The organism is Microbacterium sp. ARD32 (assembly GCF_031844385.1).
Taxonomy (GTDB): Bacteria; Actinomycetota; Actinomycetes; order Actinomycetales; family Microbacteriaceae; genus Microbacterium.
This window is the reverse complement of the sequence record NZ_JAUZVD010000001.1, coordinates 1,150,590-1,176,660: the sequence shown is the minus strand read 5'-3', so window position 1 is coordinate 1,176,660 and position 26,071 is coordinate 1,150,590. Positions and strand designations below refer to the sequence as shown.

Genomic DNA, 26,071 nt, shown 5'->3' with positions numbered 1-26,071 from the left:
GTCTACGAGCGCCCGCCGACATGGGCGGGGACCTCAGCGAGTCACCGGCACGGCCTTCATGAGCTCGAATCCGGGCATCGACACGTCGACCCTCTTCGCCTCATCCGGCAGCGGCGGCATCAGTGCGGTCAGCTGCAGTCCTGTGCCGTCGGTGCCGGTGATGGTCGCGCACAGGCAGACCGACCCCCGACCGGGGACGTTCTGATAGCGGTAGGTGTACGGACGCAGCGCCCTGTCGCCTCCGTCGACGACGAGCGCGATGTTGCGAGTGTCCAAGTCGGGCGCGACCGCGAACTGGAAGGACGCGACGTCCTCCTGCCGGCCGGACGTCGACGACAGCCGCCACGTCAGCATCGTCGAGTCCCTGAGCGCCCGCACCTCCTCGACATCGATGCGCACCTTGATCTGCTTCCCGGCGGAGGTCACCGTGCCGTCGACATGCGCGAGCGATGCCGTGGAGAGCTCGGTGCCGTCGATCTTCTGCGCCACGTCCTTCGCCGTGAGCGCCGTACTCGACGGCGACGGCTTCGGTGTCGCAGGCGCAGGGGTGCCGGTGCAGCCGGCGAGCAGCACTCCCCCGACCAGGAGGGCAGCCGCCATGAGGGATGCCGAACGACGCATCACTCCGCCTCCTTCGTGATGTAGGCGACCGTGACCCGTCGATTCAGCGCCCTGCCCTCGTCTGTGCCGTTGTCGGCGACCGGATCCTGCTCGCCTCTTCCGGCGATCGTGAAGGTCACGGCCGGGTTCTTGACCAGCGGTCTCAGAGCCGCCAGCACCGACTGCGCCCGCCGCTCGGAGAGCACCTGGTTCGCGGCATTCTTGCCCACCGCGTCGGTGTACCCGGTGATGGCGACCGGACCCTTCGCCCTCTTGTCGATGTCCGCGGCCACGTCAGTCAGCGTCCTCGACGCCTGAGGCGTGAGATCGGCCTTCCCGAACTCGAACAGCACGTCGGAGTTGAGTGCCACCGTCGTCGAGGTGGCGTCGGTCGAGGTCGCCATCTGCTTGTCGGCGACGTTCTCGATGAGGTCGAGAGTGACGATTCCGGGATCCGCGGCCGCGATCTCCGAGTCGCGCGGGAGGATCGGCCAGTTGCCCAGCGGAACAGGCGCAGCCACCGTCTTCCCCTTCGGCGGCGACTTCGCGATCGGCACGTCGGGGATGGTGGCGTTCCCGCCGATCTGCACGCTCACGTGGGTGAGCGAGGCCGGCAGCTCCGGCATCACCGCATAGCCCACGACCGGATCCGTGCCGTCGCCCGTCGGCTCCAGATCGGCGGGGATGCCGCACAGGCACTCGCCGTCCTTCTCGAGCGGCATGTAGAACTTCTGACCTGTCGCGTCGACGAGGCCGATGTCGAAAGCACTTCCTGCGCGGTACGGCGTTCCCAGGTGCACTCGGGAAGTGAGCAGCCAGCCGTACGCACCGGGGGTCGCATCCGTGAGCGCGTAGTAGACCACCGTCGCGCCCTTGATCCTGGCGACGGTGAGGACCGTGAACTTGGCCTCGGCCAGCTCTGTCCCGACCGTGCGATACGCAACGGTCGCCTGGTACGGCACTTCGGCGGACGGGTTCTTCGGGCGCGGCGTCGATGCCGCGTGCGCGGCTCCGCCCGGTCCAGACAGAGAGAGCATGCCCAGCAGTGCGAGACCGGCGATGACCTTTCCACGTGTCACGAGAACTCCTTCCTCGACACGGGTGCGACGTCGGTCGTGTGCGTCGGTCCTCGCACGTGCGACGTGCGTTCACCAGCGTGATCGCGGAGCCTGTCGCTGTCGATGGGGCGTTCTCCCCATCGACGCGGCGAGGACTTCAGCCGACGGGTACGGCCGACACGGTGGTGTCGATCGTGAACTGGCCGAGCACCCGGGTGCCGACGTACAGCACAGCGCTCTGGCCCGGGGCCACGCCGTCCAGCGGTTCATCGGGCACGACGCGCACGCCCTCTTCCGCGACGAACGCGGTCGCGGGCACAGGGTCGGCGTGAGCGCGGATCTGCACCTCGCAGGCGAACTCGGATACCGCAGGCGCAGGGCCCGCCCACGAGAACCGCTCCCCCGAGATCTCGGCGATCGCCAGGGCCTCCTTGGGCCCGACGACGACGGTGTTCGTGACCGGGCGCACCTCCAGCACGAACCGCGGCTTGCCGTCCGGCGCGGGCACGCCCAGCCGCAGGCCCCGGCGCTGACCGACGGTGAACGCGTGCGCGCCCTCGTGCGAGCCCACGATCTCGCCGCTGCGGTCGACGACGTCGCCCGTCGCGGTGCCGACCTTCTCTGCCAGCCATCCGCGGGTGTCGCCATCCGGGATGAAGCAGATGTCGTGGCTGTCGGGCTTCTGCGCCACGGTGATGCCCCGCTCGGCCGCCTCGGCCCGCACGATCGCCTTCGACGGCGTGGTGCCGAGCGGGAAGTAGGTGTGCGCGAGCTGCTGCGCGTTCAGCACGCCCAGCACGTAGGACTGGTCCTTGGCGCTGTCGGACGCCCGGTGCAGCTCGAGCCCGCCCTCGCCGTCCACGAGGGTCGCATAGTGCCCGGTGCAGACGGCGTCGAAGCCGAGCTCGAGCGCACGCTCGAGCAGGGCGGCGAACTTGATCTTCTCGTTGCAGCGCAGGCACGGGTTCGGGGTGCGGCCGGCCCGGTACTCGGAGATGAAGTCGTCGATCACGTCGTCGCGGAAGCGCTCGGAGAAGTCCCAGACGTAGAACGGGATGCCGAGCAGATCCGCCACGCGACGCGCGTCCAGCGCGTCCTCGACCGTGCAGCATCCGCGGCTTCCGGTGCGCAGCGTGCCGCCGGCGCGGGAGAGCGCCAGGTGCACGCCGACGACCTCGTGCCCGGCTTCGACGGCGCGCGCCGCCGCCACCGCCGAGTCCACCCCACCGCTCATCGCCGCCAGCACACGCATGACCTCCAGTCTACGAGCGCACGGCCGACTGCGGGCCGCACGTCGCACGACGGCGCCGGCTCAGCGCCCGGATGCGTCTGGCTGCGCTCGCCCGGAGCCCGGGACCGCTCGATGACGAGCTCTCGCGTACACGTCCGCGATCACGCCGAGGACCGCGTCGACGTCGGCGTCCGTCGAGGTCCGGCCGAGCGTGAACCGCAGCGCGCTGCGCGCGTCCTCCTCGTCGTGACCCATCGCCATCACCACGTGCGAGGGCTCGGCGACGCCAGCCTGGCAGGCGGAGCCGGTGGATGCCGCGATGCCGGCCATGTCGAGCAGGAACAGCAGGCTCTCCCCCACTGCGCCGGGGAACAGCATGTGCACGTTGCCCGGCAGACGGTCCACGGGGTCGCCCAGCAGCTGCGCACCGGGCACCTCGCGCAGGATGCCCGCGATCAGCCGGTCGCGCAGCTGCGCCGTTCGCTGAGACTCGCTCCGCCGCTCGGCCTCGGTCGCCTCGAGGGCGACGGCCAGCGCCGCGGCGCCGGCCACGTCCTGCGTGCCGGCCCGCAGACCGCGCTGCTGCGCACCGCCGCGCAGCAGCGGCGCCATCCTGGCGCTCCTGTCCACCACCAGGGCGCCGGTCCCCACCGGAGCCCCGATCTTGTGTCCGGCCACGCTCAGGGCCACCAATCCGGCGCCCTCGGGCGCTGCGCCGCGCAGCGTCCGGTACGACAGCGGCGCGTGCCCCCAGGCTGCGACGGCATCCAGATGCAGCGGCACTCCGGCCAGCGCCGCCTCGCGCGCCAGCGCGGCGGAGTCGTTGATCGTGCCGCACTCGTTGTTCGCGACCAGCGCGGTCGCGACACCCGCGCCCGGCAGCGCGGCGGCGAACTCCCCGAGGTCGATCATCGCCCGCGCGTCGACCGGCACCCGATGGACGACCGCCCCCTCCGCCTCGAGCGCGGCCACCGTGTCCGTCGTGGCGTGGTGCTCGGCGTCCGGCAGCACGATGCCGTCCGCCCCCGCGACGCGGGACGCCCACAGTCCGCGCAGCGCCGTGTTGATCGACTCGGTGCCGCCCGAGGTGAACACGACCTCGATGGAGTCGCATCCCAGCATCGCGGCCGCACGCTCCCTGGACTCCTCGAGCACACGCCGGGCATCCTGCCCCGCGCCGTGAGTCGACGACGCGTTGCCGATCACTTCGGCCGCCGCCAGCCACGCGTCGCGCGCCGCCGGCAGCAGCGACGTGGTGGCCGCATGATCCAGATAGAACCGCATCCTTCCATTCTCACCCGCTCCCGGTCTCGCGGTGCAGGACCGAGGCCCGCCGGGCGCGGCACCGCGATTCACCGAGCCGCGGTCCGCCGTTTAGGCTGGTGCTCATGCCCGCGCAGTCCACGCCAGCCCTCGGCGGCTCCGCTCTCGACGACCTCGGCGTGCGCCTGCACGACGGCCTCGGCACGCTTCGCGTCTGGTCGCAGCACGCCTCCTCCGTCGAACTCGTCGTCTTCGACGCCGACGACCTGGACTGGGAGACCGCCCAAGTGCCTCTGGAGCGCAAGCCCGGCGGCGTCTGGGAGGTCACCACCGAACTGCTCGAGCCTGGCACGCGGTACGCGCTGCGCGTGGACGGCCCGCACGGTCCCGGCAACGTGTTCAACTCCGAGACGCTGCTGCTGGATCCTTACGGCCGCGGACTCGCCCAGGGAGACGGCTACGAGCAGTGGCGCTCGGTCGTGATCGAGGACGGGTTCGACTGGGGCGGAGTGCCCAAGCCGCAGACGCCGCTGGAGAGGACGATCATCTACGAGGGCCATCTCAAAGGCCTCACCAAGCGTCATCCCGACGTGACGGCGGCGCTGCACGGCACCTATGCGGGACTCGCGCATCCGGCCATGATCGCCTACTACCGGAGCCTCGGCGTGACCGCCGTCGAGCTGCTGCCGGTGCATGCGTTCGTGCCCGAGCCGCGGCTGCTCGAGAAGGGCCTGACGAACTACTGGGGCTACAACACCCTGAACTTCTTCACCCCGCACAACGCCTACGCGAGCGACTCGGCGCGCAAGGGCGGGCCCGAGGCCGTGCTCGCCGAGTTCAAGGGGATGGTCAAGCTGCTGCACGAGGCCGGCATCGAGGTCATCCTGGACGTCGTCTACAACCACACCAGCGAGGAGGGCATCGGCGGTCCGCGATCCAGCCTGCGGGGCATCGACAACGCGTCCTACTACCGTCAGCAGCCCGACGGCACGTACATCGACACCACGGGCGTGGGGAACACGCTGAACACCTCGACCGACGCCGCCTCGCGGCTGGTGCTGGATTCGCTGCGCTACTGGGCCACCGAGATGCAGATCGACGGCTTCCGCTTCGATCTGGCCGCCGCCCTCGGCCGCGACGCGAATCACGAGTTCGACCGCGAGCACCCGCTGCTGACCGCGATCAGGGAGGATCCGCTGCTGCAGGATGTGAAGATCATCGCCGAGCCGTGGGACGTGGGCCTGGGCGGCTGGCAGACCGGCGGCTTCCCCGACGGCTGGAGCGAGTGGAACGACCGCTACCGCGACCGCGTCCGCAACTTCTGGCTCAGCGACATCGACTACGCGCGCCGCGCTTCGGCGCCGGTCGGCATCGGCGGCTTCGCCAACCGGCTCGCCGGCTCGGCGAACACCTACAGCGAGGAGCGCGGCCCGCTCGCGAGCATCAACTTCGTCACCGCGCACGACGGCTTCACGCTGCACGACCTCGTCTCCTACGACCTCAAGCACAACGAGGCCAACGGCGAGAACAACCGCGACGGCGCGGAGATGAACCGGTCCTTCAACCACGGCGTGGAGGGCCCCACCGACGACCCGGCGATCCTCGCCCAGCGGCGCAAGGCCATGCGCAACCTGCTGGGCACGCTGCTGCTGTCCGCGGGGGTGCCGATGATCACCGCCGGCGACGAGTTCGGTCGCACCCAGCGCGGCAACAACAACGCCTACTGTCAGGACTCGCCGCTCAGCTGGCTGAACTGGGAGCGTGATCAGTGGCAGCGCGACCTCACCGCGCATGTGTCGCTGCTCACCCGGCTGCGTGCCGAGAACCCGGCCCTGCGCCCCGGGCGATACGCCCGGCTGGGCGAGCACATCCCCGACTCCTCCGTCATGGACTGGTTCGACCAGCACGGCGAGACGATGGAGGTCGAGCAGTGGAACGACCCCCGCAACCGCACGCTGCAGTACGTCGCGGCGAGCATCCCCGAGAACGGTGCGGCCAACCGCATCCTGCTGATCGTGCACGGCACGGAGGCGCCGATCGACGTGCGCCTGCCGGACTCGATCGAGGGTGCGGGCGGCTTCGTCGAGCTGTGGTCCAGCGCGGAGGAGACCCCTTCGCAGGCGCACGCGCGGTACTCCCCCGGCGACGTGCTGCCGATCCCCGGCACCTCGATGCGGCTGTTCCGCGTGGAGTGACGCCTGTGTGCGCACCGGCCGCGACCCGCATGTCGAGGGGGTGGCGGATATCGTCCTGAGCGGTACATTCAAGGTGTGGCAGCACGAACCGCTCAAGAACCCGCGGCGCTGAGAAGCCCCGCACGGATTCCCCTGCGGCCCGCCGCCGAGACCGGCTCGCCCGAAGGCGTCAGGGCCGGCCGGATCCCGCTCTTCTCGCCCACGCCGCACGTGCCGCAGGGGTACCCGCCGAAGGCGTTCGCCGGCGAGGTGGTGCCCTTCGGCGTGGTCGCGTTCCGCGAGGGCCACGACCGGATCGGCGCGCATCTGCGGCTGATCGATCCGGCCGGCGAGGAGAGCCTGCATCGGCTGACGCCCCTGCAGGACGGCTCCGACCGCTGGTCCGCCGACGTCGCGCTCGACCGGACCGGCAACTGGCAGTACCGCTTCGAGGCCTTCGCCGACGACTTCGCCACCTGGGCGCACGCGGCCCGGGTCAAGGCGGAGGCCGAGGTCGACGTCGGCGTGATGAGCGCCCTCGGCGCCGCGCTGCTCAGCTCAGCCGCCGCCGAGGAGGATCGTCCCGCGTCCGAGCGCAGGCTGCTGCGCGACGGCGCGAAGAGACTGGGAGCGAAGAGGCTTGACGCGAAGACGCCGGGCGCATCGGATGCCGCGCAGCTGGCGTCTGTGTCGGCGGATGCCGCCCTCGCCGAGGCGTTCGCGCTGCGCCCGCGCGCGTCGCTGGGGTCCGCCACCGAGTGGATGCCGCTGACAGTCGAGCGGGCACGAGCCGGCGTCGGCTCGTGGTACGAGTTCTTCCCCCGCTCCGAGGGCGCCGTGCGCCGCAAGGACGGCAGCGTGCGCAGCGGCACCTTCCGCACGGCCGTCAAGCGGCTCCCGGGCGTGGCGGGAATGGGCTTCGATGTGCTGTACCTGGTGCCCGTGCATCCGATCGGCGAGACCAACCGCAAGGGACGCAACAACACCCTGGTCGCCGAACCGGGCGATCCCGGCTCGCCGTACGCGATCGGCTCCCGCGACGGCGGGCACGACGCGCTGCACCCGGAGCTGGGCACCGAGAAGGACTTCCGTGCACTGCTGCGCGCGGCGCAGAAGCACGGCCTCGAGGTCGCTCTCGATCTGGCCCTGCAGGCCTCTCCGGACCATCCGTGGGTGACCGAGCATCCGGAGTGGTTCACGACTCTCCCCGACAGCACGATCGCCTACGCGGAGAACCCGCCGAAGAAGTACCAGGACATCTACCCGCTGAACTTCGACAACGATCCCGAGGGCATCTACGCCGAGATGCTGCGCGTGGTCATGCACTGGGTCGGGCTCGGAGTGCGGATCTTCCGCGTCGACAACCCGCACACCAAGCCGCTGCAGTTCTGGGAGTGGCTGATCGCCCGGGTGAACGCGGCCGCCCCTGACGTGATCTTCCTCGCCGAGGCGTTCACCCGCCCCGCCGTCATGCGCGCGCTCGCCGCTGTCGGGTTCCAGCAGAGCTACTCGTACTTCACCTGGCGCAACACCAAGTCCGAGCTCGAGGAGTTCCTCACCAGCGTGTCGCAGGAGACCGCTGACTACATGCGCCCGAATCTCTTCGTGAACACGCACGACATCCTCACCGAGTACCTGCAGTACGGCGGCCGCGCCGCCTACCGCATCCGCGCGTGCATCGCCGCGACCGCCGCGCCGACCTGGGGGGTCTACGCGGGCTACGAGCTGATCGAGAACGTGGCGCGACCGGGCTCCGAGGAGAACATCGACAATGAGAAGTACGAGTTCAAGCTGCGGGACTGGGAGGGCGCGGAGCAGCGCGGCGAGTCCCTGGCTCCGCTGCTCCGCCGCCTGAACGCGATCCGCGCCGAGCATCCGGCCCTGCGCCAGCTGCGCAACATCTCGTTCCACTGGAGCGATGACGACGCCGTGCTGGTGTACTCCAAGCACCTGGATGCCGCCTTCACCGGCACCGGCCGCGACGACACGCTGATCATCGTGGTCAACCTCGACCCGCACTCGGTGCGCGAGACGACGGTGCACCTGGACACGCGCATCTGGGGTGTACAGCCCGGTGACGGCTTCGAGGTGGAGGATCTGCTGACGGGAGCCGTGTGGAACTGGACCGATCACAACTACGTGCGGCTCGACGCCTTCGCCGAGCCGGTGCACATCCTGAGGGTGAGGGAGCGATCATGAGCAGCATCGAGGACGTCTCCGCATCAGAGCACTGGGAGAAGGCCGCCGACGGCGCGCATCACAACCCCCACATGCTGCTCGGCGCGCACCCGACCACCGACGCGGTGGGGCGCACCGTCACTGTGATCCGCACCCGCAGACCCCTCGCCGAATCGGTCACGGCCGTGTTCCTCGACGGCGACCGGCTGCCGCTCGAGCACGTGGCGCACGGCATCTGGGAGGGCCGCCATGCGGGGCCGCCGTCGGCTTACCGCATCGCCACCGTGTACACCGGCCGGAACGAGACGATCGCCGGAGATCCCTACCGCCATCTGCCGTCCCTGGGCGAACTCGACCTGCATCTGATCTCGGAAGGACGCCACGAGCGGCTGTGGGAGGTGCTGGGCGCGCACGCGCGCGTGCGCGACGGGGACGTCGGCGTGGACTTCGCGGTCTGGGCTCCGGATGCCCGCGCCGTGCGGGTGTGCGGCGACTGGAACGGGTGGAACGGCGAAGCGCACGCGATGCGCTCCATGGGCGCCAGCGGCGTGTGGGAGCTGTTCATCCCCGATGTGAGGGCGGGCGCGCGGTACAAGTACCAGATACTCACACCCGACGGGCACTGGATCCTCAAGGCCGATCCGATGGCTCAAGCCGCCGAGGTGCCGCCGGCCACCGCATCCATCGTCACGCAGAGCGCCTACACGTGGGCGGACGGCGCGTGGATGACCCGCCGCGCCGCCACGCACGCGGTGGCCCAGCCGCTGTCGGTGTACGAGCTGCACCTCGGCTCGTGGCGCGAGGGGCTGGGATATCGCGACATCGCCGACGAGCTCATCGAGCACGTCATCGCCACCGGCTTCACGCACGTCGAGTTCATGCCGCTCGCGGAGCACCCCTTCGGCGGCTCCTGGGGGTATCAGGTCAGCGGCTACTACGCGCCGACCAGCCGGTACGGCTCGCCCGACGACCTGCGGCATCTGATCGACCGGCTGCATCAGGCCGGGATCGGCGTGATCATGGACTGGGTGCCCGCGCACTTCCCCAGGGACGACTTCGCGCTGGCTCGCTTCGACGGTCTTCCGCTGTACGAGCATCCGGATCCCCGGCGCGGCGAGCACCAGGACTGGGGCACCCTCATCTTCGACTACGGGCGCAACGAGGTGCGCAACTTCCTGGTGGCGAACGCGTTGTACTGGCTGAGCGAGTTCCACGTGGACGGTCTGCGCGTCGACGCCGTCGCCTCGATGCTGTACCTCGACTACTCCCGCAGGGACGGCGAGTGGGAGCCGAACGTGCACGGCGGGCGGGAGAACCTCGAAGCGATCCGATTCCTGCAGGAGGTGAACGCGACGGCCTACCGGCTGCAGCCGGGCATCGTCATGATCGCCGAGGAGTCCACCGCCTTCCCGGGCGTCACGGCGCCGACCTCGGCAGCGGGTCTGGGCTTCGGGTTCAAATGGAACATGGGGTGGATGAACGACTCGCTGCAGTACATGAAGCGCGACCCGCTGCACCGGTCCCACCACGAGGGCGAGATCACGTTCTCGTTCGTGTACGGCTTCGGCGAGAACTACGTGCTGCCGATCAGTCACGACGAGGTCGTGCACGGCAAGGGGACGCTCGTCTCGCGCATGCCGGGCGATCACTTCCACAAGCTCGCGGACGTGCGTGCGTATCTGGGCTACATGTGGGGGCACCCGGGCAAGAAGCTGCTGTTCATGGGGCAGGAGTTCGGGCAGATCGGCGAGTGGTCCGTGGACCGCGAGCTGGACTGGTGGCTGCTCGACCAGCCCGCCCACGCGCAGCTGCTGCACTTCGTCAGCGCGTTGAACGCCGTCTACCGCCGCCAGGCTCCGCTGTGGGAGCGCGACAACGACGCCAGGGCGTTCCACCGGCTGGGCGCGCCGACCTGGGACCCGAACGTGGTCGCGTTCGAGCGCCGTGACGCGCACGGCGGGCGGATCGTGGTGGTCAGCAACTTCGCCGGCGTGACCCGCACCGGCCATCGCCTGGAGCTCTCACAGGAGGGCACCTGGATCGAGGTCCTCAACACGGATGCCGCGGAGTACGGCGGATCCGGGGCCGGGAACCTCGGGGTGGTCCAGGCAGTGCGCGCCGACGACGACGCGCCCGCGATCGCGTCGATGACGCTCCCGGCCCTGTCCACGATCTGGTTGCGCCATCAGCCCGATCCGCACGTCCCGACGGTCGCGCGGGGCTGACCGCACAGCGGCCGGCATCGCGGAGCGGTCAGAACAGCAGCGACGCCAGGCGTGTGCGCGCGGATGCCACTCGCGCGTCCGCCGGGCCGACCAGCTCGAACAGCTCGATCAGGCGCTCGCGCACCGGGGTGCGCTGCTCCGCGTCGACCGCGCTGAACAGCTCCAGCAGCCGGGAGAACGCGTCGTCGACGTGTCCTCCGGCGAGGTCGAGATCCGCCACCCGGAACTGCGCCTCGAGGTCGAGCGGCGCCGCGGCGGCCGCTTCGCGCACCTGCTGCAGATCGAGACCCTGCACCCGGTCCAGCAACCGCACCTGTCCGAGGCCCGCCTTGGCATCGACGTCGCGAGGGTTCTCTGCGAGCGCCCGCTGATAGGCGTCGATCGCGCGCGCGTAATCGCCGGCCTCGATCGCCGCATACGCCTCGGCGTGAAGCGGTGGCAGGGGCTGCTCCTCCGGTTCCTCGGCCGGCTGCTCGGCGTCTCCGGTCGGCACCGATCCGGTGACGCCGTTCTGCGCCGCCACCTCCAGCAGCTTGCCGAACACCTCGCGCACCTGCTCCTCGGGAACCGCGCCGGTGAACATCGGCACGGGCTGGCCGCCGAGCAGCGCGACCACCATCGGGATGGACTGCGCCCGGAACGCCTGGGCGATCTGCGGGTTGGCGTCGACGTCGACCTTGGCCAGCACGACGCGGCCGTTCAGCTCTCTGGTGACCTTCTCGATGATGGGGCTCAGCTGCTTGCACGGCCCGCACCACTCGGCCCACAGGTCGACGACCACCGGCACCGTCCGGGACAGCTCGAGGATCTCGCCGAAGGACGCATCGGTCACATCCACGACGACGCCCCCGCCGCCGTCAGCGGCGGATGTCTGTGCAGGCGCGGCCGCCTGCGTGGCCGGTCCGCGCAGCGAGGAGAGGTCGACGGCGCCGCGGAGCGCGGCGGCTGAGATCTCGGTCACTTGATCACCTTTGCGTTGAAGAGGTCCTGCTTGTAGGCGAGCAGACGGATCTGCTCCGTGGAGCCCTGGGCGGGCACGGCGAAGAACAGCTGGATGCCGTAGACCACCTCGACGCCCTTGGCCGACTCGCTCACACCGGTGAGCGCCTTGACCTCGGGGTTCTTGCCGAAGCGCACCATGGCGCCCTCCGCGGTCGGTGTGATCTTCTGATCATCCAGCACGCTCACCGAGACGACCGCGCCGCTGCCGAGCGTGGCCAGCGACAGCGGCTGGTAGGTCGCCGGTGCCATGTCGAAGGCGGCCTTCGACGTCTTCGAGGCGTTCGCCTTCGCGAGACCGTCGACGATGGCCTGGCGGCTGTCGCGCACCGACTGGGCGAACTTCTGGGCGAGCTCGTCGAACCGGTCGGCGTACTGGCTCTTGTCACCGGCATCGACGAAGTCCGAGAAGGCGTCCGCCACCGCGGCAGGTGCGAGCGAGAGGAATGCCGTGTCGGCCGGCACGCGCGTCGTGCCGAGCCAGGCAGGTGCGACGTTCGGGAACTCACCCGATGCCGGCATCTCGGCCATCGACGTGACGTGGTAGTTCGCCCAGGGGTCGATCTGGGTCATCGTCAGCAGCACGGGGGGCTTGGTGTTGTCGGCGCCGTCCACCGTCAGCGCCAGCGCGGTGCGCGGCCAGCCGTCCGTCGCCTCCGGCAGCAGGACCTTCACCTTGTCGAGGGGTGAGACCAGGGCGGTGGTGCGGCCGGCGATGGCGCCGCGCAGCGTGTACTCGGTCTTCCTGGCATCCAGAGCCGCGCCGGTGAGCCGGGACCCGGCCAGCTCGGCATCCAGGCCCTTGTCCGCCTTGGCGAGTGTCGCGGCGATCTCGCCGACGATGCGCTGCCCCTGCTTCTCGGTCACCACGGGCTGCTTCTGGTTCTCAGGAGTGACCACCGTCGGTGTCGGAGAGGGCGACGGCGTGTCGGAGCCGAACTGCGGCCAGGAGTCGGCGGTGCAGCCGGTGGCGAGCAGACCGGTCAGGACGAGGGCGGGCGCGGCGACCATCAGCCGCCGACGCGCGCGCGGAGTGCGCCGGGCGGTGCCGGCATCCGCCTGCTGCTCGATCTCATCGCGCTGTGGCAGCGTGGTGATCGGCTGGGTCTCCGGGAGAGGCGCCGGTCCCTTGCGTCGCGGCCCGCGGCCGCGCCGCTGATGCCGGATGCCGAGGATGTAGAGCACGATGCCGACGGCGAGCATCAGCGCACCCGCGGCCATCAGCGGTCCGGCCCACGGCGTGCGCGTGTCGAGCGCCCAGGAGACCAGGATGTCGTCCGGCGCCGGCTGCACGCCGTCGCGCGCGATCAGCACGCTGTTGCCCTCAGTCAACTGGAACTTCGCCACCAGGGCGTCCTTGTCGGCGAAGGAGTCCAGCCACAGGTCGGCGCCGACCGGGGAGCGGCCCGAGGTCTCTCCCCCGTCAGCGGGAGGCTGCCGGGCGGCGACGCGCTGCGTCTTCGGCTTGTGCGACTTGGTGAGCGAGACGTGGTCGTAGGCGGTGTCCGAGAGCCACGCCGTCATGTCCGCCGTGCGGCCGTAGGCGACGAAGACGTCGCCCTCGCCGCGCACCAGCAGCGTCTGCAGGCCGGTGTGCGCGCGCAGCACGTCGGCGTCCACCACCACGTACGGCGCGGGCTCGTCGACCGAAAGCTCCATCCGCTGCTCGGCGGGCCCCATGAAGATGGTCCGCTGAGCGAGTCCCGCTCCGATGAGAACCGTGGCCAGCACGAAGGCCACGACGGCCCAGACGAATCGCACGAATCAACTCCTTACGTGACCGCGGACGCACGTCGACGGTCCCCGCTCGACGTTCCAGACTATCGAAAGCTCCTGTGCGTTGACCACGAGCTGCCGGCCCGCACGTCGTGACCGGCCGATGAGCCGCGGACGATTAGGCTTGCTCGCATCCGATCGGGAGAACGATGAAGATACACAGCCCATTCCGCACCGCCCTGGTGGCGACCCTCGGCGTCGGCCTGGGCATCATGCTGCTCACCAGCGTGCAGATGCTCTCCACCGTGCTCCTGTACATCGGCACGGCGCTGTTCCTGAGCCTGGGCCTGGATCCGCTCGTGTCGTTCCTGGAGCGCCGCGGTCTGCCGCGCTGGGCGGCGGTCGTGGCCACGATCGTCGGCGTGCTCGGCGCGTTCACAGCGATCGTCCTGATCGTGCTGCCGGTCGTCATCGACCAGGTCTCGCAGCTGGTCAGCAAGATCACCGATCTGATCGTCAACGGCGATCAGACGATCCAGAGCCTCAAGGAGTGGATGACCGACACCTTCCCCACCCTGCGCGTGGACGACGTGTTCGCCTACGTGGAGGACTGGCTCTCGAAGGAGGACTGGGCCAAGAACGTCACCGAGTGGGGCGGGTCCATCGGGCAGGGCGTGCTGGTCGTCGGCGGCGCGGTGCTCACCGGCCTGTTCGGCGCCTTCATCGTGCTGGTGCTGACCATCTACCTCACCGCGTCCACGCCCTCGCTCAAGCGCGCGGTCTACCAGCTGGTGCCGGCGTCGCGCCGCGAGCGGTTCATCGACATCGCCGACCAGATCACCAACTCCGTCGGCCACTACGTCATGGGCCAGGTCACGCTCGGCGTGATCAACGGCATCCTCAGCTTCGTCTACCTGTCGATCATCCACGCGCCGTTCACCGCCGTGCTGGCCGTGGTCGCCTTCTTCTTCTCGCTGATCCCGCTGGTCGGCACCCTCACCGGGTCGACCATCATCGTGCTCGCCTGCCTGCTCCCGGGGGTGGGCTCGCCCGGCACCGCGATCGCCGCAGCGATCTACTACCTGATCTACATGCAGATCGAGGCGTACTTCATCTCGCCGCGCATCATGAGCCGCGCCGTGGCGGTGCCGGGTGCCGTGGTCGTGATCGCGGCACTCGCCGGCGGCGCGCTGCTGGGCCTGCTGGGCGCGCTGATCGCGATCCCGGTCGCCGCCAGCATCCTGATCATCTACCGTCAGGTCGTGATCCCGAGGATGAACGAGCAGTAGCCCCGCCGCGCGCTCAGCCGAGCCGCCAGCACGACGTGTGCCAGTGCCGGCGGGCGTCGAGATCGGCCGAATCCCCCATCACGCCATCGGCGCGCCAGGCGACCAGATGCGCGACGCCGGGCTGGATGCTGCGGCCGCACCCCGGACAGCGGTACTCCTTCGCGGCCTGCGCGGCCGAGATCGGCTGCACGGTCCACTCGCGTCCGCGACGCGTCTCGGTGCGCTTCCAGCCCGCGATCAGGCGGTCGAGCGAATCGTCGGCGCGGGACGGCTCAGGACGCCGACGGCGTGATCGTGCCATGCTGACGTCTTACCACCAGTGGTTGCGTGTCCAGAACGCGTACGCTCCTGCCCAGCTGCCGTAGCGGCCCTTCGCGTAGCCGGTTCCCCAGCGCAGGTTGTCGACCGGGTTGTAGCCGTTGCCCGGCACCTTGCTGCACGGCAGCGCCTGCACCAGTCCGCAGGCGCCCGAGGAGCGGTTGGTCGCGTTCGGGTTCCAGCCGCTCTCCTGGCGCACGATGTAGTCGACGTACGCGTAGTCGCTGGCCGCGATCCCGGCCGCGGCCATCCACTGCTCCTTGCTGCCGCCGCCGGTGTACTTCGGCCGCGACGAGGAGCCGCCCCCCGACGCCGTCTGCGCCTTGGGCTCGGGCTTGGGCTTGGGCTTGGGCTTGACGTAGATGTCGAACGCGCCGCGGTCGACGGGGTCCATCGAGGCCCCCTCGACCGTCACGGTCAGATCCTGCGTGTCCTGCGCGGCGAGCGAGAACGCGGTCACGGACTCATCGCCCGCACTCGGATCGGCGACCGCGGTGCCCGTCGGGGCGAGCAGGGCGGCCGAGAAGCCGATGACGGCGAGACCCGCGCCGACGGCACTGAGCCGACGTCGCCAGGGATGCTTCTGCGTCGAACCGGCGGCGTTCGGGCGCGCCGAGTTCGATATCGATTCGTTATCGGGAGTCACGATGCTGGCCATTCTATGCCGGAGTAGCTGGGACGTCCATGAGAGCGGTCCGCGTGGCGGAACTCATCGCACCGCCAGCATCACTTCGACTGTCGCGTCCAGGAGTGCATCCACCTGCTCCTCGCGATAGCCGCCGCGCTGCATCCGGAAGGCGGCGTCGCGGACCTGGTCGACCGTGAGCGCGTCGCCGTCCCGCAGGTAGTCCCTGATGCGCTCGGCCACGTGATCGACCTCGTCGATCCGGTATCCGAACGTGAGGCGGCTCGTGCGCGCGAAGCGATGGTGCGCGGGGCGGCCGAGGTGGTCGAGGATGACCTGCGCGTCGGCGCGCGCCTGCGCGACCCATTGCGTCACGCCGAGTGATCGCACGGCGCGCTCGCGCGCGCGGGCGGCGAAGGCGTCCTCCACCCGGCCGAGCGCGGCATCCACCTTCGCGATCTGGTAGCCGTGCCGCACCAGGGGGAACGAGGCCCGGCGCACGTCCTCTGCGCTGAAGTCGTCCCGCTCGTCCTCGAACGCGCCACGCGCCGCGTCGAGGAAGGCGTCCACGGCAGCGCGATGATAGCCGCGCGTGCGGCCGGTCGTCAGCGGGAACGCGGCCGTCTCACGGCGGTCTTCGGGGTCGAGCACATCCGGAGCTGCGTCAGTCATCACGAAACCATCCACGGGGAGAGCAGGAAGAAGAGGGCGAGCGCCGGAATCGTGGAGGGGAGGATGCTGTCCAGCCGGTCGAGCAGGCCACCATGGCCCGGCAGCCAGGAGCTCATGTCCTTGATCCCGAGGTCGCGCTTGAGCATGGACTCGCCGAGATCGCCGAGCGTGGCGGAGATCAGGACGGCCGCCCCCAGGATCAGCCCCGCCCACCACACCAGGTGCAGCAGGAACACCGACAGCAGCACACCAACGATCAGCGAGCCCGCCACGGCGCCGGCGAAGCCCTCCCAGGTCTTCTTGGGGCTGATCCTGGGCGCCATCGGATGCCTGCCGAACGCGAGCCCGGCGGCATACGCACAGGTGTCGGCGGCGACGGCGATCGAGACGAAGGACAGTACCCACCACTCGCCGTTCTCCTGGAAGAGCAGCATGATCGCGACAGACGTCAGGAACGGCACGTAGATCTGCACGAACGCACCGACCACGACGTCCGAGAGCACATCGCCGTACGTGCGCCCGTCCTTGACGACCATCTGCGCGATCATCCGCCACACGGCGATGAAGGACACGGCGACGACGAGGGTGACCCAGCTGGTCCACAGCTGGCCGGACGCCGCCGCGAGCAGCACGCCCGTCGCAGCGATCAGCTGCGGCACGACGTCCACGCGCCGGCCTCCGGCCCGCAGCGCACGGGAGAGCTCGTAGGTGGCCAGCAGACCCGCTGCCAGTGCGATCGGGACGAACAGCCACTTGATGAACAGCAGCGAGGCCACCAGCGCGGCACCGAAGGCGACCCCGATCACGATCGCGAGGATCAGGTCGCGCCCGGTGCGCTGCTTGATGCGCTCGTTCGCCTGGTCGAAGTGGTCTCGCGCCTGGGAGACGTGCGTCTCGATCTCGCCGCGCTTGGTGCGCCACTGCTCCCGGATCGCGCTGTGCTCACCCGTGTCCTGGACGGGCAGCTGTGGTCGCGGCGGCACCTGGGAGGCGTCGAATCCCGGGAAGGCATCATCGCTCAGCGGCACGCCCGACTCCCCCGGCGCGGGGATGCCGGCCCGCGGCCGATCGGAGTGATTCTCGCCGGACATGCCGATCAGACCTCGAGGAGCTCGGCCTCTTTGCGCTTGAGGGCGTCGTCGATGGCGTCGACGAACTGGCGCGTCAGAGCATCCAGCTCCTTCTCGCCGCGCGCGATCTCGTCCTCGCCGATCTCGGCCTTGAGCGCGTCCAGCTCGTCCTTCGCCTTGCGGCGGATGCCGCGCACGTGGACCTTGGCGTCCTCGCCCTTGGAGCGCACGAGCTTGACGTACTCCTTGCGGCGCTCCTGGGTGAGCTCGGGCATGGTGACGCGTACGATGTTGCCGTCGTTGCTGGGGTTCGCGCCCAGGTTCGGCATGTCGCGGATGGCCTGCTCGATCGCCTTCAGCGCCGACTTGTCGTAGGGCGTGATGACCAGCGAGCGCGCCTCGGGGTTCGCCAGCGAGGCAAGCTGCGCGAGCGGCGTGGGCGTGCCGTAGTAGTCGACGAGCACCTTCTGGAACATCTGCGGGTTCGCGCGCCCGGTGCGGACCGTGGCGAAGTCCTCCTTGGCTGCCTCGACCGCGCGGGTCATGCGTCCGGTGGTTTCAGAGAGGACATCCGCGATCACGGGGGCTCCTTCGGTTCAGGGGTTTGGGTCGATTCTATCCGGCGTCGTCCACCGGGCTGGGAGTAGCGGAGCCGTCAGGCGGTGACGAGAGTGCCGATCGTCTCTCCCAGCAGCGCGCGTGTCACGTTGCCCGCGGGCTCCATGCCGAACACGCGCATGTCCATCGCGTTGTCCATGCACAGGCTGAATGCCGTCGAGTCGACCACCTTGAGTCCGCGCTGCAGCGCGTCACGGTAGGTCACGCGGTCGATGCGCTCGGCCTCCGGGTCCTTGTTCGGATCGGCCGTGTAGATCGCGTCGACGCCGTTCTTGGCGACGAGCACCTCCTGCGCGCCGATCTCCAGCGCGCGCTGGGCGGCGACGGTGTCCGTGGAGAAGTACGGCAGGCCCGCACCCGCGCCGAAGATCACCACGCGCCCCTTCTCCATGTGCCGCTCGGCGCGCAGCGGGATGTACGGTTCGGCGACCTGCGTCATCGAGATGGCGGACTGCACTCGCGTCGCGGCTCCGGCCTGCTCGAGGAAGTCCTGCAGGGCGAGCGCGTTCATGACGGTGCCCAGCATTCCCATGTAGTCCGCACGGCCGCGGTCCATGCCGCGCTGGCTCAGCTCGGCGCCGCGGAAGAAGTTTCCGCCGCCGACGACGACGGCGATCTCGACGCGGTCGACGGCTGCGGCGATGTCCCTGGCGATGCCGCTGACGACGTCCGGGTTCACACCCAGCTGCCCTCCCCCGAAGGCCTCGCCGGAGAGCTTGAGGAGGACGCGTCGGCGTCCGCTGCGTTCTGTCATGGGTGTGGTGTCCTCTCGTCCGGTTTCAAGATAGTGCCTCGGCCTGGCCCGGGCATGCAGAAGGGGTTCGGACCCTGTGGATCCGAACCCCTTCCGAGGTGTTACGCGCCGACCTTGAAGCGGGCGAAGTCGGTGACGGTGATACCGGCATCCTTGGCGACCTGCGCGACGGACAGCTTGTTGTCCTTCGCGTAGTCCTGCTCGAGCAGGGCGACCTGCTTGAAGAACGCGGTCACGCGACCCTCGACGATCTTCGGCAGCGCCGCCTCGGGCTTGCCCTCGTTGCGGGAGATCTCGGTGACGATCTCGCGCTCCTTCTCGACCTCGGCGGCGGGGACGTCCTCGCGCGTCAGGTAGGAGGGGTTGGCGAACGAGATGTGCTGCGCGATGCTGCGAGCGGTGTCCGCGTCGGCACCGGAGTACGCGACGACGACGCCGATCTGCGGCGGCAGGTCCTTGCTGGTGCGGTGCAGGTACACCGACAGGGCGTCGCCCGTGACGGTGCGCACCCGGCGCAGCTCGACCTTCTCGCCGATGATGGCGGCCTCGTCCGAGATGAGCTGCTCGACGGTCGCGTCGCCGGCCGGGGCAGCCAGGGCCGCCTCCAGCGAGTCCGCGCCGACGGCGGCGACGGCGTCGGCCACCTTGTCGGCGAGCGTGATGAAGCGCTCGTTCTTGGCGACGAAGTCCGTCTCGCAGGCGAGCTCGATGAGCGTCACAGCGCCCTCGGTCTCGCGAGCGGCGACCAGGCCCTCGCTGGTGGAGCGGTCAGCGCGCTTGGCGTTGCCCTTGGCACCCTTCAGACGCAGGATCTCGGTGGCCTTCTCGACGTCTCCGCCGGCCTCCTCGAGCGCCTTCTTGGTGTCGACCATTCCGGTTCCGAGCTGCTCGCGCAGCGCCTTGATGTCGGCGATGGTGAAGTTGGCCATGTGTGGTGGCTCCTTGCTTCGTGTCTGTGCGTTGTGTGCTGGTTGCTTACTTGGCGTCGGCGGCCTCGGCGGGCGCCTCGTCGGCGGCGGGAGCCTCCTCGGCGGCGGGCGCCTCTTCGGCGGCCGGAGCCTCGGCGGCGGCCGGAGCCTCGGCGGCGGCCGGAGCCTCGGCGGCGGCCGGAGCCTCGGCGGCGTCACCCTGCAGAAGCTCCTGCTCCCACTCGGCGAGCGGCTCGGCGTCGCCCTCGGGGTTGTGCTTCTGCTGCAGGCCCTCGGCGGCGGCGTCGGCGATGATGCGCGTCAGCAGCGAAACCGAGCGGATGGCGTCGTCGTTGCCGGGGATCGGATACTGGAAGTCGTCCGGGTCGGCGTTGGTGTCGAGGATGCCGATCACCGGGATGCCGAGCTTCTTGGCCTCGTCGATCGCGAGGTGCTCGCGCTTGGCGTCGACGACCCACAGTGCCGACGGGGTCTTCGACAGGTTGCGGATGCCGCCCAGCGACTTGTGCAGCTTGTCGAGCTCGCGCTTCTTGAGCAGCAGCTCCTTCTTGGTGAAGCCCGAAGCGGCCGGGTTCTCGTAGTCGAGCTCCTCGAGCTCCTTCATGCGGGCCAGGCGCTTCGCGATGGTCGAGAAGTTGGTCAGCAGACCGCCCAGCCAGCGCTGGTTGACGAAGGGCTGGCCCACGCGGGTCGCCTGCTCGGCGAGCACCTCCTGCGCCTGCTTCTTGGTGCCGACGAAGAGGATCGTGCCGCCGCGCGCGACGGTCTCCTTGACGAAGTCGTAGGCCTTGTCGATGTACGACAGCGACTGCTGCAGATCGATGATGTGGATGCCGCTGCGCTCGGTGAGAATGAAGCGCTTCACCTTCGGGTTCCACCGACGGGTCTGGTGTCCGAAGTGCACACCGCTGTCGAGCAGCTGGCGGATGGTGACCACAGCCATGGTCGTCTCCTGATTCTGACGCTCTCGCGTCGTTGAGGTTGTCTCGCCGATCAGGTGATCGGCTGCCCTGGTGCCCGGCGCACACCCGCCCTCGGTGAGAAGGGACCTGTGGGAGTGGATGCCGCGTCCTGCGCCTGACGGCGAGGTCGCTCTGGGCACGCGTAGTCATCCCGATGCCGGGATGCCCCTCCAGCATACAGGATGCGGCGGCGGCCGAGCATCGCCGCCTGCCTGCGACTGCGTTGCACATCTGCCGGGGCTCGGGCGGTTCTCCACCGGTCGCGGGAATCGGCGGTCGCGGCGGAAGGGCAGCGTGTCAGGGTGGGCGTATGGCGGTGCGATCTCAGGCTCGGGTACGACGTCGCGTCCGCGCGCTCGCGCTGACGTGCACGATGCTCGGCATGCTGTCTCTCGTGGCGCCTGCCGGGCCGAGCGCGTCCGGAGCGGAGCGCGCGATGCGCGCCCCGACGGCGCGGGCGGATGCGCCGGGTCACCCCTGGCAGTGGCCGGTGAACGGAGCGCGCGAGGTGGTCGAGCCGTTCCGCATGCCGACGCACGACTACGGTCCCGGTCACCGCGGGATGGATGTCGCCGCGGCGCCGGATGCCCCGGTGCGCTCCCCCGCCGATGGTGTGGTGGCATTCCGCGGCGTGGTGGTCGACCGTCCGCTGATCACCATCGATCACGGCGGCGGCCACGTCAGCACGCTCGAGCCGGTGGCATCCGAGTTGCGTCCAGGGCAGCCGGTGAAGGCGGGCGACGTCGTCGGGAGCGTGTCTCACGGAGGGCACGCCGTGCGCGGCTCGCTGCACGTGGGAGTCCGGATCGACGGCGAGTACGTCAACCCGCGCGGCTTCTTCGGACTCGCGCCCCGCGCGGTGCTGCTGCCCTGCTGCCGGGACTGACGCGTCCGGGCGATCAGTCACGCTCGCGGGTGGGCGAGCCGATACGTGGCGGTGAGTCGCTCGGCGGACACATGTGTGTAGATCTGCGTCGTGCCGAGGCTCGCGTGCCCCAGGATCTCCTGCACCGCCCGCAGATCGGCTCCTCCATCGAGCAGGTGGGTGGCCGCGGAGTGACGCAGCGCGTGCGGACCGACATGCTCGGAGCCCACGACGGGTCCGAGCACGCGTGCGACCAGCGCGTACACGGTGCGCGATCCGATCCTGGCGCCGCGGGCGCCCAGGAACAGCGCGGGCGCGGGTCTGGCTGCGCGGGCCAGCAGCGCGGGGCGAGCACGGGTGAGGAACGCCGCGAGCGCGTCGGCCGCCGGGCCGCCGAACGGCACCACCCGCTCCTTCGCTCCCTTGCCGAGCACTCGCACGGTGCGACGGTGCAGATCGACGTCGTCGACGTCGATGCCGCACAGCTCGGAGACGCGGATGCCCGCGGCGTAGAGCAGTTCGAGGATCGCATGGTCCCGCAGGGCGATCGGATCGCCTTCGACCGCCGCGTCGCGCGCGACATCCAGCACCTGCCCCATGCCGTCGGCGGACGCGACGACCGGAAGCGTCTTGGGGCGGCGCGGGGTGACCAGCCGCAGACTCGGGTCGAGCGGGATGAGCTCGTTCTCGTGGGCCCAGCCGAAGAACGAGCGCACGGCGGCCGCCCGGCGGGCGAGTGTGGAGCGGGCGTCGCCGCGCTGCGTGGCCTGCCACAGCCAGTCGCGCAGCGTCTCCAGGTCGACGCTCTCGAGCGGCTCCTCGCCGATCACCCGACCGAGGTCCGCCAGGTCGGAGCGGTAGGCGCGCACGGTCGCGGGCGACAGCCGGCGCACCAGCGCCAGCTGCCTGACGAATCCGTCGACCGCTTCGGCGTACTCCATCCACTCAGCATGCACCGCCGCCGGCCCGCCTGCGCCGTCCCGCGCCGCGGAGGGCGGGGAAGCCGCGGCACAGCCCGCGCTACGAGGTGCGCCGCCAGCCCTCCGGCGTCTGCACGACCGCTCCTTCCAGAGCGAGCAGTCCGAGCAGGCCGCGCACCTGATCGACCGCGAGTCCGCAGCGCGCGGCGAGGTCGGCGGGCTCGCGCGCGGTGCGCGTGCTCATCGCATCCCGCAGCCGCACCTGCTCGGGGCTCTCCCGCTCCGACGGGGATGCCGTCAGAGGCGCTGCGCCCCACAGCTCGCGCACCTCCTGAGCGCTGGTCACGCAGACGGCGTCGTACTCCCGCAGGAGCCGGTGGCATCCCGACGATGCTGCCGAGGTGATCGGTCCCGGCACTGCGCCGAGCGGGCGGCCCAGAGCTGCGGCGTGCCCGGCGGTGTTCAGCGTTCCGCTGCGCCATCCGGCCTCCACGACGACTGTCGCGAGACTCGCGGCGGCGATCAGCCGGTTCCGCTGCAGGAACCGCCACTTCGTCGGCGCGCCTCCGCACGGCACCTCGGCCAGCACGGCACCGCCTCGGCGGATTCGATCGAACAGCTGCTGATGCCCCACCGGATACGCGCGATCCACTCCCCCTGCCAGGAAGGCCACCGTCGTGCCGCCGACGCCCAGGGCGGCCCGATGGGAGGAGCCGTCGATCCCGTACGCACCGCCGGACACCACGACGATGCCGTCGCGCGCGAGGTCGCCGCCGATCTCGGCCGCCACCGCTTCCCCGTACGGCGTTGCCGCGCGTGCGCCGACCATGGCGACGGCGGGGCGGTCGACGAGGGCGTCGAGGTCGCCGCGGGCCCACAGCACCAGCGGCGCATGCGGCCCGAGGTCGTCGATCCCCGCCGGCCACCCGCTGTCGCCGGGCAGCAGGAGCCGTCCGCCGACCTCTGCGCAGGAGTCCATCGCATCCACCACCGACTGACTGCGGGCGCGTGGCCGCCAGCGCTCCTGAGCCTCGGCGAGGAGCTTCGCGTCCACGACGCCGGGAGTCAGCAGACGATGCGGGTCGAGGGCGAGCCCCAGCGCCTCCTGCGCGCCGTGCGCGGCCACCAGCGCCCCGGCCACGCCGTCACCGGGTTCGACCAGCACCGACCACGCGGCGCGAGCCGCCACCTCGGCCGGATCGGCATCCGGTCGCAGGCGCTCGGCGGCCCGCATCAGTCGCGCGTCGTCCAGCATCCCCTCCATCGTCTTCCTCATGCCAGCAACCCCTTCTTCAGGAACAGAGCGGTGCCCAGTTCGTCGGCGCCGGGCGTCGCCAGCCCGGCGAGGTCAGCGAGTGTCCACGCCGTGCGCAGCACCCGGTCATAGGCGCGCAGCGTCACGGTGCCGCGTTCGAGTGCGCGGTCCAGCGGAGTGCGCACCGCCGGGGGCAGGCGGAAGGACCCGAGTCGCAGCCGGTCGCCCGGCACTTCGCCGTTGACCCGCCACGGGGTCTTCCGCCACCGCTCGGCGGCCGCGCCGCGCGCTGCGACCACCCGGGCCCGCGCCACCTCGGAGGTGAGTCCGGAGCGCTCCCCCGAGGTCGCGCGTGCGGCGGCGACGCGCGCCACCTGAAGGTCGATGTCGATGCGATCCCGCAGCGGCCCCGACAGTCTGCCCGCGTACCGGCGGATCGCCATCGGCGGACAGGTGCACTCGGCCCCGCGCACGCCGTAATTCCCGCACGGGCAGGGGTTCATCGCCAGCACCAGCTGGAAGCGGGCGGGATAGCTCGCCGTGAATCCTGCGCGATGCACTTCGATCCGCCCGGACTCCAGCGGCTGTCGCAGGGAGTCCAGCGCGCCGCGCTGGAACTCGGGCGTCTCATCCAGGAACAGCACGCCACGATGCGCCCTCACGATCGCACCGGGGCGCGCCACGCGGCTTCCGCCGCCCACCATCGCCGCAGGAGAGGCGCTATGGTGCGGCGCCACGAACGGCGCGATGCGATCCAGGCTGTCGATCGGGTCGCCGGCCAGCGAGCGGATCGCCGCGACCTCGAGCGCCTCGTCCTCGCTCAGCAGCGGCAGGATGCCGGGGAGCCGCCGGGCGAGCATCGTCTTGCCCGCTCCCGGCGGGCCGCTCAGCATGAGGTGGTGCCCTCCTGCGGCCGCGACGATCAGGGCGTTGACCGCCTCGTCCTGCCCGATCACATCCCCCAGGTCCAGGCTCGACGCGTCCTCGGCCGCCGGTGCCGCGAGTTCGACGGGGTCGACCTCCTCCACCTCCACGTCGGCGCCGTGCAGGGCCGCCACCTCGGCCAGCGACGCAGCGGGACGCACCTCGATCCCGGGCACGAGCCCCGCCTCGGCGGCATTCGCGTGCGGAACGATCACCCGTCCGAAACCGGCCCGGGCGGCCGCGTACACCGCGGGAAGCACACCGGGAACGGGCCGCAGCCGCCCGTCCAGTCCGAGCTCGCCGATGTGCACCGTGGATCTGATCGCGTCCGCGGGCAGCGCCCCGCTTGCGGCAGCCGTCGCGATCGCGATGCTGAGATCGAATCCGGAGCCGTGCTTGGGCAGACTCGCCGGGGACAGGTTCACCGTCAGCCTGCGCCTGGGCACGTCGAGACCCGCGTTGCTGGATGCGTTGCGCACCCGCTGCACCGCTTCGCCCAGAGCCTTGTCGGGCAGTCCGATGATCTTGAACTCCGGTGTCTGCGAGGTGAAGTCCGCCTCGACCTCGATCAGATGCCCGTCCACGCCGGTCAGAGCCACCGCCCAGGTGCGCGCCGTGCTCACAGCAGGTCCACGAGATGCTCGAGCCGCGCCGATTCGGCATCCGCGCCGGTCAGGCCGATGGCCTCCAGCCGGATCTCCCGTCGCCGCGCGGTGTCGGGATGCGCGGCCGCCCAGGCGAACGCGAGGCGCCACAGCCGCCGGCGCTTGCGCTCGTCGATCGCCTCGAACGGATGCCCGAACCGGTCGCTGCGCCGCGTCTTCACCTCCACGACGCAGAGCCGGTCGTCACTCAGAGCGACGATGTCGATCTCACCCTGATCGCACCGCCAGTTGCGATCCAGGATGACGTATCCGCGGGAACGGAGGTGCCGTGCCGCGCGCGTCTCACCCGCGCGCCCGAGTTCGTCTTTCGCTGCCATGACGACAGCCTGACGGCGCGCACGGACGCCCGAGCACCCGAATCACGCGACCTGTGCAGAGCCCGTCCGGATCAGCGGAGTGTGGAAACCAGTCGGCTCACCTGCCGTCGAGGGAGAGCTCGTCGGGCAGTTCGAACTCGCGCCGCTGCAGCTCCTCGACGTTCACGTCCTTGAAGGTCAGGACCCGCACGGACTTCACGAAGCGGTCGGCGCGGTAGATGTCCCACACCCACACGTCGTTCATCGAGATCTCGAAGTAGAAGTCGGTCTCCGTGTCGCGTCGGACGACGTTGACCTCGTTGGCCAGGTAGAACCGCCGCTCCGTCTCGACGACGTACTGGAACTGCGCGACGACGTCGCGGTACTCGCGGAACAGCGCGAGCTCGAGTTCGCGGTCGTAGTCGTCGAAGGCATCCTCATCCATGATGACTCCATCCTAGGAGA

General features: G+C 70.4%; 24 protein-coding genes. 5 read left to right on the top strand and 19 right to left on the bottom strand.

Translation table 11 applies throughout. From position 1 onward, the window contains the following. Positions 1 to 33: 33 nt before the first annotated feature. From Q9R19_RS05530 to Q9R19_RS05515, 4 genes are all read right to left on the bottom strand, one after another. Entirely contained in the window at positions 34 to 624 is a 591-nt protein-coding gene (locus Q9R19_RS05530; protein WP_396653448.1) for a hypothetical protein, read from the bottom strand. Next, complete coding sequence (locus Q9R19_RS05525) at positions 621 to 1,679, bottom strand: OmpA family protein (protein ID WP_311255327.1); 1,059 nt, start codon at positions 1,677 to 1,679, stop codon at positions 621 to 623. Before Q9R19_RS05525 ends, Q9R19_RS05530 begins: the two co-directional genes overlap by 4 nt. A gap of 136 nt (positions 1,680 to 1,815) precedes the next feature. Continuing rightward, positions 1,816 to 2,910 (bottom strand): tRNA 2-thiouridine(34) synthase MnmA, encoded by a 1,095-nt coding sequence (gene mnmA / locus Q9R19_RS05520; RefSeq protein WP_311255326.1) that lies wholly within the window; start codon positions 2,908 to 2,910, stop codon positions 1,816 to 1,818. A gap of 60 nt (positions 2,911 to 2,970) precedes the next feature. Continuing rightward, a complete protein-coding gene (locus tag Q9R19_RS05515) occupies positions 2,971 to 4,173 on the bottom strand; it encodes a cysteine desulfurase family protein (protein WP_311255325.1) in 1,203 nt (400 codons plus the stop codon). A 104-nt stretch (positions 4,174 to 4,277) separates the two neighbouring features. On the opposite strand from Q9R19_RS05515, the gene glgX reads away from it, so the two are divergent. From glgX to glgB, 3 genes are all read left to right on the top strand, one after another. Next, entirely contained in the window at positions 4,278 to 6,347 is a 2,070-nt protein-coding gene (glgX, locus tag Q9R19_RS05510; protein WP_311255324.1) for a glycogen debranching protein GlgX, read from the top strand. Between the two features lie 75 nt (positions 6,348 to 6,422). Continuing rightward, complete coding sequence (locus tag Q9R19_RS05505; protein WP_396653447.1) at positions 6,423 to 8,525, top strand: maltotransferase domain-containing protein; 2,103 nt, start codon at positions 6,423 to 6,425, stop codon at positions 8,523 to 8,525. Beyond that, on the top strand, positions 8,522 to 10,729 hold the full coding sequence (gene glgB / locus Q9R19_RS05500; RefSeq protein ID WP_311255323.1) for a 1,4-alpha-glucan branching protein GlgB: 2,208 nt from the start codon (positions 8,522 to 8,524) through the stop codon (positions 10,727 to 10,729). The genes Q9R19_RS05505 and glgB overlap by 4 nt, the downstream gene beginning before the upstream one ends. Before the next feature lie 28 nt (positions 10,730 to 10,757). Here the strand turns inward: glgB and Q9R19_RS05495 are convergent, their stop codons facing one another. Both Q9R19_RS05495 and Q9R19_RS05490 read right to left on the bottom strand, forming a co-directional pair. Next, positions 10,758 to 11,690, bottom strand: a complete 933-nt coding sequence (locus tag Q9R19_RS05495) for a tetratricopeptide repeat protein (protein WP_311255322.1) — start codon at positions 11,688 to 11,690, stop codon at positions 10,758 to 10,760. Continuing rightward, a complete protein-coding gene (locus tag Q9R19_RS05490) occupies positions 11,687 to 13,489 on the bottom strand; it encodes a glycosyl transferase (protein WP_311255321.1) in 1,803 nt (600 codons plus the stop codon). The genes Q9R19_RS05495 and Q9R19_RS05490 overlap by 4 nt, the downstream gene beginning before the upstream one ends. Before the next feature lie 164 nt (positions 13,490 to 13,653). On the opposite strand from Q9R19_RS05490, the gene Q9R19_RS05485 reads away from it, so the two are divergent. Then, positions 13,654 to 14,733, top strand: coding sequence for an AI-2E family transporter (locus tag Q9R19_RS05485; RefSeq protein WP_311255320.1), 1,080 nt, complete (start codon positions 13,654 to 13,656; stop codon positions 14,731 to 14,733). Between the two features lie 13 nt (positions 14,734 to 14,746). Here the strand turns inward: Q9R19_RS05485 and Q9R19_RS05480 are convergent, their stop codons facing one another. The 8 genes from Q9R19_RS05480 to rpsB form a co-directional block, all read right to left on the bottom strand. Continuing rightward, positions 14,747 to 15,034: a hypothetical protein gene (locus tag Q9R19_RS05480; protein ID WP_311255319.1), complete on the bottom strand. Its 288-nt coding sequence runs from the start codon at positions 15,032 to 15,034 to the stop codon at positions 14,747 to 14,749. 9 nt (positions 15,035 to 15,043) lie between these two features. Further along, on the bottom strand, positions 15,044 to 15,697 hold the full coding sequence (locus Q9R19_RS05475; protein ID WP_311255318.1) for a transglycosylase SLT domain-containing protein: 654 nt from the start codon (positions 15,695 to 15,697) through the stop codon (positions 15,044 to 15,046). Between the two features lie 63 nt (positions 15,698 to 15,760). Then, positions 15,761 to 16,348: a DivIVA domain-containing protein gene (locus tag Q9R19_RS05470; RefSeq protein WP_311255317.1), complete on the bottom strand. Its 588-nt coding sequence runs from the start codon at positions 16,346 to 16,348 to the stop codon at positions 15,761 to 15,763. Further along, on the bottom strand, positions 16,348 to 17,439 hold the full coding sequence (locus tag Q9R19_RS05465; protein WP_311255316.1) for a phosphatidate cytidylyltransferase: 1,092 nt from the start codon (positions 17,437 to 17,439) through the stop codon (positions 16,348 to 16,350). Before Q9R19_RS05465 ends, Q9R19_RS05470 begins: the two co-directional genes overlap by 1 nt. A gap of 5 nt (positions 17,440 to 17,444) precedes the next feature. Further along, positions 17,445 to 17,999: a ribosome recycling factor gene (frr, locus tag Q9R19_RS05460; RefSeq protein ID WP_311255315.1), complete on the bottom strand. Its 555-nt coding sequence runs from the start codon at positions 17,997 to 17,999 to the stop codon at positions 17,445 to 17,447. Between the two features lie 74 nt (positions 18,000 to 18,073). After that, entirely contained in the window at positions 18,074 to 18,790 is a 717-nt protein-coding gene (pyrH, locus tag Q9R19_RS05455; RefSeq protein WP_311255314.1) for a UMP kinase, read from the bottom strand. 101 nt (positions 18,791 to 18,891) lie between these two features. Continuing rightward, positions 18,892 to 19,719: a translation elongation factor Ts gene (tsf, locus tag Q9R19_RS05450; protein ID WP_311255313.1), complete on the bottom strand. Its 828-nt coding sequence runs from the start codon at positions 19,717 to 19,719 to the stop codon at positions 18,892 to 18,894. Positions 19,720 to 19,765: 46 nt separating this feature from the next. Then, entirely contained in the window at positions 19,766 to 20,662 is an 897-nt protein-coding gene (rpsB, locus tag Q9R19_RS05445) for a 30S ribosomal protein S2 (protein WP_311255312.1), read from the bottom strand. A 401-nt stretch (positions 20,663 to 21,063) separates the two neighbouring features. Between rpsB and Q9R19_RS05440 the strand changes: the two genes are divergently transcribed. Next, positions 21,064 to 21,567: a M23 family metallopeptidase gene (locus tag Q9R19_RS05440; protein ID WP_311255311.1), complete on the top strand. Its 504-nt coding sequence runs from the start codon at positions 21,064 to 21,066 to the stop codon at positions 21,565 to 21,567. 17 nt (positions 21,568 to 21,584) lie between these two features. On the opposite strand, the gene Q9R19_RS05435 is transcribed toward Q9R19_RS05440, so the two are convergent. The 5 genes from Q9R19_RS05435 to Q9R19_RS05415 form a co-directional block, all read right to left on the bottom strand. After that, entirely contained in the window at positions 21,585 to 22,487 is a 903-nt protein-coding gene (locus Q9R19_RS05435) for a tyrosine recombinase XerC (protein ID WP_311255310.1), read from the bottom strand. A gap of 79 nt (positions 22,488 to 22,566) precedes the next feature. Then, a complete protein-coding gene (gene dprA / locus Q9R19_RS05430; RefSeq protein WP_311255309.1) occupies positions 22,567 to 23,742 on the bottom strand; it encodes a DNA-processing protein DprA in 1,176 nt (391 codons plus the stop codon). Next, complete coding sequence (locus tag Q9R19_RS05425; RefSeq protein WP_311255308.1) at positions 23,739 to 25,268, bottom strand: YifB family Mg chelatase-like AAA ATPase; 1,530 nt, start codon at positions 25,266 to 25,268, stop codon at positions 23,739 to 23,741. The genes dprA and Q9R19_RS05425 overlap by 4 nt, the downstream gene beginning before the upstream one ends. Further along, positions 25,265 to 25,627 carry a YraN family protein gene (locus tag Q9R19_RS05420; protein WP_311255307.1) on the bottom strand — a complete coding sequence of 121 codons (363 nt, stop codon included), beginning with the start codon at positions 25,625 to 25,627 and terminating at the stop codon, positions 25,265 to 25,267. Before Q9R19_RS05420 ends, Q9R19_RS05425 begins: the two co-directional genes overlap by 4 nt. 97 nt (positions 25,628 to 25,724) lie before the next feature. After that, positions 25,725 to 26,051 carry a DUF2469 family protein gene (locus tag Q9R19_RS05415; protein WP_311255306.1) on the bottom strand — a complete coding sequence of 109 codons (327 nt, stop codon included), beginning with the start codon at positions 26,049 to 26,051 and terminating at the stop codon, positions 25,725 to 25,727. Between the last annotated feature and the right edge of the window lie 20 nt (positions 26,052 to 26,071).